Annotated in this window: 17 protein-coding genes; all 17 read left to right on the forward strand. The window is 56.1% G+C overall.

Going from position 1 to position 12274, the window contains the following annotated elements; translation table 11 throughout:
- A partial coding sequence (locus QMF38_RS11325; protein WP_281759485.1) for a hypothetical protein occupies nt 1-239 on the forward strand: 239 nt, incomplete at its 5' end.
- A 26-nt stretch (nt 240-265) separates the two neighbouring features.
- Nucleotides 266-1864 (forward strand): DUF2213 domain-containing protein, encoded by a 1599-nt coding sequence (locus QMF38_RS11330; RefSeq protein WP_281759486.1) that lies wholly within the window; start codon nt 266-268, stop codon nt 1862-1864.
- Nucleotides 1865-1876: 12 nt separating this feature from the next.
- Nucleotides 1877-2401 carry a structural cement protein Gp24 gene (locus QMF38_RS11335; RefSeq protein WP_281759487.1) on the forward strand — a complete coding sequence of 175 codons (525 nt, stop codon included), beginning with the start codon at nt 1877-1879 and terminating at the stop codon, nt 2399-2401.
- Nucleotides 2402-2425: 24 nt separating this feature from the next.
- The gene (locus QMF38_RS11340) at nt 2426-3436 is read left to right on the forward strand and encodes a DUF2184 domain-containing protein (RefSeq protein ID WP_281759488.1); all 1011 of its coding nucleotides are present in this window, start codon (nt 2426-2428) and stop codon (nt 3434-3436) included.
- A gap of 14 nt (nt 3437-3450) precedes the next feature.
- Nucleotides 3451-3675, forward strand: coding sequence for a hypothetical protein (locus QMF38_RS11345; protein ID WP_281759489.1), 225 nt, complete (start codon nt 3451-3453; stop codon nt 3673-3675).
- Nucleotides 3676-3683: 8 nt separating this feature from the next.
- Complete coding sequence (locus QMF38_RS11350; RefSeq protein WP_281759501.1) at nt 3684-4175, forward strand: DUF4054 domain-containing protein; 492 nt, start codon at nt 3684-3686, stop codon at nt 4173-4175.
- A 6-nt stretch (nt 4176-4181) separates the two neighbouring features.
- Entirely contained in the window at nt 4182-4811 is a 630-nt protein-coding gene (locus tag QMF38_RS11355; RefSeq protein ID WP_281759490.1) for a phage virion morphogenesis protein, read from the forward strand.
- Nucleotides 4808-5170, forward strand: a complete 363-nt coding sequence (locus QMF38_RS11360; protein ID WP_281759491.1) for a hypothetical protein — start codon at nt 4808-4810, stop codon at nt 5168-5170. The genes QMF38_RS11355 and QMF38_RS11360 overlap by 4 nt, the downstream gene beginning before the upstream one ends.
- The gene (locus QMF38_RS11365) at nt 5170-5733 is read left to right on the forward strand and encodes a phage neck terminator protein (protein ID WP_281759492.1); all 564 of its coding nucleotides are present in this window, start codon (nt 5170-5172) and stop codon (nt 5731-5733) included. The genes QMF38_RS11360 and QMF38_RS11365 overlap by 1 nt, the downstream gene beginning before the upstream one ends.
- A 10-nt stretch (nt 5734-5743) precedes the next feature.
- Complete coding sequence (locus QMF38_RS11370; protein ID WP_281759493.1) at nt 5744-6856, forward strand: DUF3383 family protein; 1113 nt, start codon at nt 5744-5746, stop codon at nt 6854-6856.
- Between the two features lie 13 nt (nt 6857-6869).
- The gene (locus QMF38_RS11375) at nt 6870-7319 is read left to right on the forward strand and encodes a phage protein (protein ID WP_281759494.1); all 450 of its coding nucleotides are present in this window, start codon (nt 6870-6872) and stop codon (nt 7317-7319) included.
- A 14-nt stretch (nt 7320-7333) separates the two neighbouring features.
- The gene (locus QMF38_RS11380) at nt 7334-7813 is read left to right on the forward strand and encodes a phage tail assembly chaperone (RefSeq protein WP_281759495.1); all 480 of its coding nucleotides are present in this window, start codon (nt 7334-7336) and stop codon (nt 7811-7813) included.
- A 175-nt stretch (nt 7814-7988) separates the two neighbouring features.
- A complete protein-coding gene (locus tag QMF38_RS11385) occupies nt 7989-9761 on the forward strand; it encodes a hypothetical protein (protein WP_281759496.1) in 1773 nt (590 codons plus the stop codon).
- On the forward strand, nt 9761-10336 hold the full coding sequence (locus tag QMF38_RS11390; protein ID WP_281759497.1) for a phage baseplate protein: 576 nt from the start codon (nt 9761-9763) through the stop codon (nt 10334-10336). Before QMF38_RS11385 ends, QMF38_RS11390 begins: the two co-directional genes overlap by 1 nt.
- Nucleotides 10337-10394: 58 nt before the next feature.
- On the forward strand, nt 10395-11135 hold the full coding sequence (locus QMF38_RS11395) for a DUF4352 domain-containing protein (protein ID WP_281759498.1): 741 nt from the start codon (nt 10395-10397) through the stop codon (nt 11133-11135).
- A 58-nt stretch (nt 11136-11193) separates the two neighbouring features.
- Nucleotides 11194-11544 (forward strand): phage baseplate plug family protein, encoded by a 351-nt coding sequence (locus QMF38_RS11400; protein WP_281759499.1) that lies wholly within the window; start codon nt 11194-11196, stop codon nt 11542-11544.
- An 11-nt stretch (nt 11545-11555) separates the two neighbouring features.
- Nucleotides 11556-12274: hypothetical protein (locus QMF38_RS11405; RefSeq protein ID WP_281759500.1), on the forward strand; the 719-nt coding region annotated here is incomplete at its 3' end.

Below are 12274 nucleotides of genomic sequence, written 5' to 3' on the forward strand. Positions count from 1 at the left end.
ACCGCTACATGGATCGGGTGTTGGTATCGTGGGATGACCCGCCGAGTCCAGAGCAACTGGCCGGCGAGTCACACATCTACGGGCACTACCATGCAGGCTGCATCTTTAACTGCCGCTGCTATGCGGCGCCGCTGGTACGACTTGACTACGGCGTCGAATGGCCGGCGAAGGTGTATCGAAACGGGCAAATCGTCCGGATGACACAAGCGGAGTTCAAACGATTTACGGGAGCCTACTGAGGCTCTTTTTTTCATGCTGAAAGGGGGTGAGAATCACGACCAAAGCGTATTATGCCAGTCGCTTCTCACCAAACCTGTCCTTTACGCCGGAGGGCTTTCTAATCGCGCAGAATGTCTCGATCAGTCGTGCCGGCTGGTACGAGTATCTTGAAAGCGAGATCGGCCTGCCCGGAAACAACATCGTGCGTGTCTTCCGGCCGCCAGAAGAAGTGTTTAGTGCCGCTGCGATGGCGAGCTTCGAGGGCAAGCCCGTGACGGACCGACATCCTCCAGACGGCGTATCACCGGAGGACGCGGCGGTCTATGTCAAGGGAACCGCGCGCAACGTTCGGCGCGGCACAGGCGAGGACAGCGATCTCCTGTTCGCCGATCTCATCATCTACGACAAGCGCCTCATCGACGAGATCATGGGCGGCAAGCGAGAAGTCTCTGCAGGCTATGAGTGCGACTACGTCCCGCAAGAGGACGGCACGTACTTGCAGGTCAACATCGTCGGCAACCATGTCGCCGTCGTCGAGCGCGGGCGCGCAGGCGATCGTGTACGCATCCACGACGAGGACAACGCAGAGGAAGTCGCCAAGCGCTACGGCATCGCGGTGAAAAAGGACGGTCATCGTTCACCGCCGGAGGGCTACCCGAAAAACCGCGATGACTACGCCGATCCAGTCAACTACAAGTACCCCATCGATTCGTCTCACCTCCGCTCAGCTCTCGAGTTTTACAACCGTACAGGCGAACGTGAAGCTGGCGACTACACGCCGGAAGAATGGCGTGTCATTGGCCGACGCATCGTCGCTCGACTCGGGGATGGGTATGAACTCAAAGATGGAAAGATTCAGCAGAAAACCACAAGAACGAAAGGTGCTGATCACATGAAGGTTAAACTGCCGCACCGCAAGCAGTCGCGGGTGACAGACGTCCTGGCGGCCATTGGCCTCAAGCACTTCGCGGCCGATGCAGAGCCGGACGAGATTGTGGACGCTGTGGACGCCATGGCGGAAGAGCGTGCCGCGGCGCAAGAGCCGGACACCAACACGGCGGACGCCGACCCGACCCCAGGCACGGATGCAGAACGCATGGATGCGTTCGAGAAGAAACTCGACGCTCTGACGGAGCTCGTGCAGAAGCTCGCAGAAAGCAAAGCGGCGACGAGTGACGAGGAAACGCCGGAAGAGGCCATTGATGCCGCGATTGCTCAGATGGAAGATCCGGAGAACACGCCTCCGCGCACGGATGACGACGACCCCGAGGAAGATGATGCGCACCTCATCGATCCTGGCATGGTCGAGGACGAGGCTGGCCCCATCGCTCCGCCAGAGGATCGTCCGCGCTCCGGATTTACGGCGGCAGACACGGCAGCCAAGATTGCAGCGCTCCGTGCGATTAAGCCCGTGATCGCAGCTATCTCGGATCCCGTGGCCAAGAAGAAAGCTGCCGACGCAGCGATTGCGGCGATCAAAGGGCGTCCGACGACCAATACTTATGGGCAAATCCAACGAGCTACGCGTCGGCATGTGGCGGATAGGCAGCGCGCCTCAGGCGGCACGCAACCACCGCAGGACTTGTCGCAACTCGGCATGGAGTGGGCACGCAAATACAATCCGCACTACAAAAACGTGCAGTAAGGAGGACATGACATGGGCGGTTTTGCAATTGGCAAGACGCTAAACTTCGGCTACCCGGGTAACGTCTCGCGGTCGGCTGACGCAATTATCGTGAATCGGCCGGTGCAGTCGACAGATACCAATCCGATTCCGTTTGGTTCGCCGGTTGTATTGAACGCGAACAACACCTATAGCTTGTTTGGCGCGAGCAACACGGCGGCGCAGTTCGCGGGTATTGCAATCCGTGAAGTCAAGCAGGCTACCTCCTATCTCTCTCAGCCCTATGGGCAGACGCAATATAACCCAGGCGATCCGTGTGATGTCATTGAGCGCGGTTCGGTCACGGTCACATGCAATGTCGGCACGCCGACAGCTGGTGGCCCGGTCTACATTCGCGTTGCTCAGAATGCGTCCATTCCGCAGGGTGTGATTGGTGGCTTCGAGGCAGCGGCCGATGGCACCAACACGGTGGAACTCACAAACGTCGTGTGGAAGACCGGCCTCATGGATGCAAACAACACGGCGGAAATCACGATTCTCACGCGGAACAAACCGTAACTCTAGGTGAGGGGGCTTAACACGATGACAATCAATCCTGGACAGCGAGTCTACACTGTGCCGGGCATGCAGGGCCGCGTCATGACGAATGACGCTGCCATCGCAAGTGGCATGGCTTTCCTGAATGCCGAGCTCGAAAAGCGCGACCCTCGCCTGCTCGAGCCGTTGCAGAGCGTGACCTGGCCTCGCGACATTGTGGCACGCACTGGCGGCGGCTGGGTGGAGTTCACATCGCAGTACTTCACCGACTACGCCACGACGGGCGGCGTGAATAACAGCGGCATCATCGGCGGCGAAACGAACGACATTCCCATCATGCAGGCGAACATCAACAAGGAAGTTTGGAAGGTGTTCACCTTCTCGAATATCCTGAAGGTTCCATTCGTCGACCAGCAAAAGTTGCAGGGCATCGGGCGTTCACTTGACGACATCCTCGACAAAGGCATTCGCCTGAACTACAACAAGTCGATCGACAACATCGTGTATGTGGGCGTGCCCTCGGTCGGCGTGACGGGGCTCACCAACGATCCGAATGTCACGACGAGCGCGGCGCCGAATGGTGCAAGCGGATCGTCCCAGTGGGTGAACAAGACACCGGACGAGATTCTGGCCGATGTCAACAGCATCATCGAGGCGACATGGCAAGCGTCGGAATACGACTTGACCGGCATGGCGAACCACATCCTCGTACCGCCCGTGCAGTATAGCTACTTGGTCGGTCGGACGGTGTCGAGCGCCGGTAACATCTCCATTCTCCAGTTCCTTCTCGAGAACAACCTTGGCCGTAACCAGGGGATTGAACTGGCCATCATGCCATCTCGTTGGTGCACGGGTGCGGGCACGGGCGGCAAAGACCGCATGATCGCGTATGTCAACAGCGAGGATCGCGTGAACTTTGATCTGACTGTGCCGCTTTCGCGTGTCATGACGCAGCCGCAGGTCACGGAGATGGCCTATCTGACGGCATACGCGGCGCAAATCGGCCAGGTTAAGATCCTCTATTATCAGAGCATCCAGTACATGGACGGAATCTAAGCGAGGTGCGACATATGCGAATCTTTGCGAAGAAGGCATACAAGTTCCATCACCCGACCGGTGCGGAAGCGCCGGTCTCCGTCCGCGTGCTCGACTTCACGGATGTGCCTGACTGGGTACAGCATTCGACGATGTTCCAGTGGGCGCTCGAGGACGAGACGGTGACGGTCGTGAACTCGAAAGCGGATGAGATTGCTGCTGAAAAGGCGGCGACGCGGCGCTCGAAAGCCGGTGAGTAACGGTGAGTATGAATCCGCCGCTGTCAGACCCGATGGACTTCTACTCGTTTGGAGACGGATCGAACATTCGTCAGGGCACCAATCCGCCCTATGCGGTGAGTGACTTTCTCGCCGTGTATCCGCAGTTTGGCACAGACGCCAACGGTAACGCTATCGTACCGCAATCCGTTCTACAGACGTTCGTCACGTTGGCGTCGTCCGTGCTGCAACAGGTGCGCTGGCGTTCGTACTGGCAGATTGCGATGGGGCTGTTCGTCGCCCACTTCGCCACACTGTATCTGCAGAGCATGGCCGATCCGAATAGCGGTGCAGCCGCGGTGTTCGAGGCCGGACGTGCGCAGGGCGTAATTACGGGCGAGTCGGTTGGTGATGTTTCGTACTCAGCGGACACATCGGCCGCGAACGTGGACGGTTGGGCAGCGTGGAATCTCACATCCTACGGCCAACAATTGGCCACCATTGGGCGTCTCGTCGGGCGCGGTGGCATGTATGTGTGGTGATGGGTCGTGATCAAGGCCATGGCCAAGGTGACGGTGAAGAAAGATCTCACTGCAGAGATCAAGAAGTCCTTACAGGCGCTTGCGCATTCTGACGTATATGTCGGCATCCCGGAGGGCGACATCGGCAACCATCCGAACATCACGAATGCCCAACTAATGTACATCCACACGCACGGTGTGCGTACAAAAGAGATGCGCGAAGAGATGAACGACTACATGGGCATCACCGCCGATGGTATGCCGATCATGCGCGACTTCAATCGCTTCTTGGACAATCTCGATTCGATGCCATACAGCGAAGCCTATGACCTGTTCATCCATGAGCATGGTTCTGCACTGTGGAAGATCCCTCCCCGACCTGTACTTGAGCCAGCCATCAACAACAGCAAGGATGTCATCGCAGATCAACTAAAGCGAGCCGCGCTCGCCGCGCTCAATGGTGGTGACCCAGTACCAGACTTACGCAAAGCTGGCGACATTGGCGCGCAGGCTGCGCAGGACTGGTTCGTCAACCCACTCAATGAGTGGCCAGCTAACGCCCCGTCGACGGTGAAGCAAAAAGGCAGTGACCGACCGCTCATTGATACGGAAAACCTCCAGAAGTCGATCACATACGTGGTGGTGACGAACCAGTGAATCTATCAGGTGTGGTCTCTAATTCGCGAATGTCACAAACCATCACGATCTATCGCAAGGGCGGCAGTTGGGTCGGTGGTCGGTGGCAACCCACGGAGGTATCCATCACAGCACGCGGCGTGGTGGATATTCCGGATCCGACCGAGCTGGAGCAGGTACCGGAAGGCGATCGACAGAAAGGCGCCATTCGGCTCTATACTGCGACGCCGATCATGCTGACCAACACATCTGGAACATCCGACGAGATCCTGTGGCGCGGGAATCGCTATCGAGTGATGCAGGTCGTTCCGTATGCCGACTATGCCTATTACAAAGCGATCGCCGTGAAGATGGATCCGGCCACGGAGGTGTCGTCCTGATGGCGGATACCGTGCTCACTGAGGCGCAGATCGAGGATTTGTTTCAGTCCTGGACAAGCCAAGTGCTCGGTGTGTCGGATCCAAGCGCGGTGCGGATCGGCTGGCCGACGGACGGATCGCCGGCCTGGGAGATCGGCAGTGATGTTTGCTTCATCCTCGTCTCCTATGCTGACAGCCCTTACACGCGGCAAATCCAGACAGACTATGCGCCTTTGGACGATGCGAATGCCCAAGTCAACCAGACGTACACGGTCGGCTTGCGCGTGTCGTGGACGTTCTATGGCCCGAATGCCTTCTCCCATGCCGACCTTGTCCGCTCCGCTCTTTATCTGGACTCCACCACGCAGACACTGGCATCAAGCAACGTCGCGCTTGTGACAGACGTCCCCATGCCCATTCGGGCACCAGAGTTGTTCAACGGCCAGTGGTGGGATCGCGTGACGTTCTGGGCGCAGTTCAATGAGCTTGTGATCCGCCAATCCAGCGTGCCTTATATCGCTTCGGTGACTGTTTCTGTGGAGGATGACCAGGATTCCACTGAAGTGCAAATTGTCGAAGGGTAGGTGGTGAGATATGACCACGCAATCGCTTAACAGCATCGTGAATGTGACGGTCAGCGTGTCGCCTTCCTTGCCGGCACCATCGTCACTGAATGTGGGGTTGATCGTCGGGACGTCGACCATCATCCCCACGACAACCCGCGTGCAGACATACAGTTCGACCGCGGACATGCTCAGCGGTGGATGGACGGGCACAGAGCCTGAATACAAAGCGGCCGAAGCCTATTTCTCGCAAAATCCAACGCCGAGCGCAGTCGTCATCGGCCGTCAAGATGCCACGGTGCCAGAGACTGCGCTTGAGGCTGTGCAGGCGTGCCGCACTGCGAGCAACGTGTGGTATGGCGTCTATGTTTGCGGCGCTGCCGATAGCGACATCGAGGCCATCGCGCAGTATGTCCAAAGCGCACAGCCGCAGACGATGTTCTTCTACGACACCCAAAGCGCCAATGTCGCATCGGGCACGACCCCGAACGTCATGTCTACGCTCCAGAGCGATAAGGACAATCGCACGTTTGGCCTCTATTCAGCGACTGAGCAGTATTCTGGCGCCGCGGCTATGGGTTTAGCCATGGGCTCAAACACAGGGCTTGCCAACTCCGCCTTCACCATGGCTTACAAGTCCCTCGTTGGCATCACGCCGGACAATCTCACCACACAGCAAGTCGCCAATATCACAGGCTCGAACGGTAACGTCTACACCACCTACGGAAACGGCTATGAACTGCTGGTACAGGGGCGCATGGCAGACGGTACGCCGCTTGACCAAGTCTTGTATCTCGACGCGTTGACCGTGGACATCCAGACCACGGTAATGGATGCGCTGGTGTCTCTACCAAAAATCCCGCTCACCGATGCCGGCGTGACGATGCTCATGAACGACATCGCACAGGTGTGTGATCAAGCTGTAACCACCGGCTTTTTGGCGCCAGGCATCTGGAATGGCCCAGCGATCCTCGGCCTCACACCGGGCACGAATCTGTCGAAGGGCTACATGATTCTCGCCGAGAAAGTGTCCACACTCACGCAAGAGCAGATCCAGCAACGACAGGCACCCCCGATCTACGCATGCGTCAAGTTGGCCGGTGCCATCGAGCATGTGGTTATCGGCGTGCAAGTGAGCTTGTAAGGAGGTGTGATGGATGCCAGCTACGACGACATTTAGCTTCGCCGACGTCATCTTTATCATCTCTCACCCATCCCTCGGGCGCTATTCGGCGCAAGGCACCGGCATTGGCAGCATCACGGTGACGATGTCGACCGACCGTACAGCGCACGACGTGGCCGCAGACGGCTCGATCATGATCAGCAAGATTGAGGGCAACAACGGCACGATCGCGCTGCAAATCCAGCAGACATCCGGATTTAACGCGTGGCTTGTCAATGCCTATGACTATCTCGTTTCTGCGGATCCGTCCGAATGGGCGCAGATGGCTGTCACGATTCGTTCGGTATCATCTGGAAACCTAATCAACGCGACCGGCGTCTCGTTCCAAAACCGTGCGGAGCTGCCGCTGCAATCGCAAGGCCAACAGCGCACATGGAACCTGATGGCGGCGAGCATCACAGAGACTGTGGTGCCCACATACTGAGAGGTGGATAACGCATGAGCGAACGCTTCAAGACAGTCACCATCAAGGGGCGGGAGTACCAGATCAGCAAATGGCCAGCACGCGAGGGCGTGTACATCGTCACCAAACTCTCCGGTCTCCTTGCGCCGATGTTTGCCCCATTACTACAGGGTGTGGACGCAAAGAAACTACTTAATGCTAAGAATCCATCCGATCTCGATCTGCACGGCATCGACATCGCTTCCATGTTCAAGCCGCTTGCCTCCATCCCGGAGGCTGACTTTATGTATCTGCAGGACAAGTGCCTTGCGGTGGTAAAAGTCAAACTTCCCGCGGGATATATCAACGTCGTCAACGACAACGGATCGGTTGCCATCGAGGACTTGGAGGAAGACGGCATGCTGGTGCTTACCCTCATGGTACACGCCATCATGCACAACCTGGCGGGTTTTTTCTCCGGAAGCCCCTTGATGGGGTTGTTTGGCGATACCCAGGCTACGAGATCTGCAACCTGACGAATGTCGATCCGTTCCTGTATGCGCCGGTGGTGGCTGGATTCTGGAGTCATCGGGATCTGATTGACGATGTTTTCACGCTGGATGATCTGCTCGATGCCCATGAAATCTTGCAGGTACGCGCCGAGAATGAGTGGCGCCAGGCGGAGTATCTACGTGAAAGGAGTGAGATGCCATGATCGAGACCATCAAGGATTACCTGGTATCCCTCGGATTCGCGGTAGATCAATCGTCCTATGAGAAGGCCAGTAAAGCTATCGAGAACGCCGGCGAGATGCTGACGGGATTCGGTAGTCAAGCCATCCGTATGTTCGGACAAGCCTCAGCGGCCGTCGCAGCGTTTGGCGTCGCGGCTGCAACCGGCATGGCCAAGTTTCTCGGCGGCCTTGGCAACCAGGAAATCCAGATGGAGATCCTGTCGCGTCAGCTGTGGACGACGCAACAGCAGGCTATGGCGTTCAATGCGACCCTGAAAGCCATGGGCGCGAGCCTGCAGGAGTTATATCTATCGCCCACCCTCATGTCGCAGTACCAGCAGCTGCACTCCGTGGCCGAAGAGATGCAGACGCCGGCGGACTACCAGCAGCAGATCCGCATGGTGCAAGACTTGCAGTTGCAGTTCAAGCAGCTGCGACTCGAGACGTACTACGCGCTACAGTGGATCGGCTACTACTTCATCAAGTACATGTCTGGCCCCATCACCAATGTCACAAACGTCCTACAGTCGATCAACAGCGTGATCGTGAAGAACATGCCGACGTGGACGAAACAAGTCGCGCAGGTGATGGTGAGTTTTGTTCAGGCTGGCGAGTACATTGTGCAGGCACTCGGGTCGGTCTGGCACTGGCTGCAACAGCTTGCGCAGTATGTGCCTGGGTGGGCGAAGGCCATAGGCGCGGCGCTCGCGGTTCTCGCCATCTCGAATCCTTTCTTCCGCATGATCACCGCGATCAGCATATTGATCCTGCTGTTTGACGACTTCGAGACGTATCTGCATGGCGGGAAGGCGATGTTCGGGTCGTTTTGGCAGAAACTCATCGACTTCTTTGACAAGTTGTCGAAAAGCGGGAATGGATTAAAGGCGCTCAAAGACACGGTGTTGGGGCTGATCACTGCGATTCTAGGTGCGCGCGTGTTGCGAGGCGTCATCCCGATCGTGAATATGGTCAAAGGCGCTTTTGCTGCGCTGTTTGCGATATTCGAAGCGGATCCCATTGTCGCAGCTCTTACGTTGATTGGCGTCGCACTCGCTGCTTTCGGGACGCGGTTGGTGCTGACCAGTAATAAAGGCAAACAGACTCAGGGTGTCTTACAAGATTTACGCTCTGCGTTCTCATGGCTGAACCAAGAAGTCGACAAAGCAGAAACATTCTTTGAAAAACTGTACGTGCGGTTTCAACAAAACGGCACCATCAAGTCGATGACGTCCGCCATCAAGGGGCTGTTTAACGCGTTTGCGGATCTTGGTGGAGCTCTCGTGAGTGTGCTCAGCGGCATTGGTGACTTGTTCGGCAAGCTCACCAACTCAAGCAACAAAAGCGGCCTGCAAAACTTCTTTCAACTCATCGCAGATATGGCGACCGGGGCGATCAAACTCATCGCTGGAACCATTGAGGAATTAGGCAGTCTCGTCCAAATCGTTGGCGACGCCCTTCAAGGCAAATGGGGCGTGGCGTGGGACGTTATCCAAAACATGTGGACGGGTCAGAACCTGGCCAACGCCGGAATCATATCACAGTCCAGCGTAGCAGGTGCCAAAAAACCGCTCTATGGTCCGCCGTCATATCCATACATGTTCCAAAACACGCCCACGGTGACCACGAAGCACATCACCGTCAATGCGAACCAAACGAATCACATCCACGGTACGAGCGCACAGGCAACGGCCCATGCGGTGACGCGAAGTTACAACCGAAACCTTCATAACCTTCGAGGGGTGATCAGTTGATGGCATCCCCGATCCTCGATCTCACCAAGCCGCCGATCAAGAGCTACGTGTACGCTAAAACCAACATCGGCGGCTGGTTCTTCGATGCTTTCTTGCAGGCGACGCACACCAGTACGCTGACGATCACGCAGCATCCGGTACAGTCTGGGTCATCCATCTCCGACTACGCCTATATGCAGCCGCGTACGCTATCGCTCAATATCGGTATGACGGACGTGGCGAAGAGTTTCATCCCTGGTCAGTTTTCCGGCGGGTCGTCGCGCTCTGTACAGGCATATCAGGTGCTCCTGCAGTTGCAGCAGATGCGCATCCCTGTGCAGGTCTACACGCGCCTTGGCTTGTACCAAAACATGTTGGTCGAGACGCTGACGGTGCAGGACGACAATACCACGACGCACGGTTTGCGCTGCACCGTTGACCTTTCGGAACTCCTGGTAGCCACCGTGGAAGTGGTGAAGATCAGCGCGAATCCGGCTGTCACGGACTCTGCCAAGAAAGGCACGCAGCAGCCGAAGCAAGTACCGTCGTCGATTCTACAGACTCTAGCCAATCTGTTTAACGGCAAAGCAAGCTAAAATGACAACATCCATATATTCTACCGTGTGCTATATTGTGCGCATGGGGGGATGACGGTTGTTATGGTTGAATATCTTAGGGTGGGTATTGGTTCCCTATGTGATGATCTTTATTAAGTGGCGACGAATGCATAAAGCACTTCGTTTTGTTGCTACTGTATGGGCTCTGATTATATTCGCAAACACTGTATACTTAATTCGCGGTAAGCCGTCTGATTCAACAGCACTGAACTCAACGGCCGTTTCGACAAGTGCTCAACCTTCACAAAATCAAAATGAAGGTGAAAACACATCCTCTGTTACCGCGACAACAAATGTGTCGCAGTCAGCGCAGTCTAACACGTCTGCCGATTCTTCTACTTCTAATACATCAAAAGTGCGCTATGTTCCGGTTGAAACATACGGAAGAGTAGGAGATTTGGAAGTCCGAGTAAACTCGCTGCAACAGGTTAAAAGCGTTGGTTATGACGGGATAGGTGATACTGCAGATGGTGCGTTTTGGGTCATCAACGTGACCATCAAAAACGATGGTTCAAGTCCATTAGCGATCGTAGATGACATTTTTCACTTACAAGATATAAACGGAGATACTTACCAGCCTGATTCAACTGCAGAGATATATGCCAATACCGATGCTGGAACAATGCCAACCAATCTTAATCCAGGCGTGTCAATGACCACCAATATAGTTTTTGATATGCCTGATTTTATGACGTACCGTCACATAGGTCAGCACTATTCGCTCGTGGCTTCTATGGGTTTGTTTGGGACAAATGAGACTACATACGATCTTCCATAAAGGAAAGTAGATACCTGAGCCGCCTTCGGGCGGCCTTTTTTGTTGGGGGTGATCGTGCGTGTCCAGTGTTGTTGTGCCGATCACGTCCGGCGCCAACCAATCTGTGACCTGCACGCTGCCGGTCAATGGAACCAACGTCACGTTGACGTTCCAGTTCACGTGGAATGGTCAGGGCGGCTACTGGTATATGTCGGTCACCGATAACAACGGGAACTTGCTGCTGGACGCCGTGCCGGTCATCACGGGTCAGTACCCGGCGGCGAACATCCTGCACCAGTATCAGTACCTGAACATTGGGAGCGCTTATCTTGTTCCCGCGTCCAATGGCTTGCCGGATAATCCAACATTCGATGACTTGGGCAGCGATTTTCTGCTCGTCTGGACGGATAACGAGGATTACAGTGTGTGAGGTGATGCCACATGGCGATTCAGATCGACTCCTACGTCGAGCAGCTGGCGCAGATGGCATCGCAGATTTGTGGCCTGGATCCGAACGTCATCTTGGCGCAGTGGATGTGTGAGGAAGGAATCTCGAGCGCGAACTGGCCCAGCAACAACCCGGCTGGCATCACGCCTGGTAATTCAGCCGTCGATCAATACTCCACCGGGGTCAACGCATCTGGTTTTCTCATTTTCCCGACGCCTGCCGCTGGTGCCGAAGCGTACGCGATGCTCTATAAGACCGACCCTAACTATGCGAACGTACGCGCCGCCATCCAAACCGGTAGCCCTGCGGCTGAGATCCAAGCCATCGTGAACAGTCCGTGGGATGCTGGTCACTACCAAGAATACGGCTACAACCACCTCCTGAACGCCTACAACGAAATTACTGGGCAGAACGTGCAGTTGGTCAACAACACGGTCACGAGCGGATACACCTATCCGGCGGATTCAACCGATACCGGCATCGCCAATCAGGTGAGTTTCCCGGCGACGAACTACAGCGTTGTGGCCAACAGCCAGCGTACCGGCAATGTGCTCTACGGGCGTCGCTACCGCATCATTGTGAGCAACTCAGCAGGCATCGCGCTGGACGTGTCAGACCTTCATTGCACATTCGACATCCAGTACGTGGTGAACCAACAGCCACCGTTCAGCACGATCGTCATCTACAACCTCAAGCCTGCGACGGAGAACTT

It is taken from the genome of Alicyclobacillus hesperidum subsp. aegles (genome assembly GCF_027923525.1).
Lineage (GTDB): Bacteria > Bacillota > Bacilli > Alicyclobacillales > Alicyclobacillaceae > Alicyclobacillus > Alicyclobacillus aegles.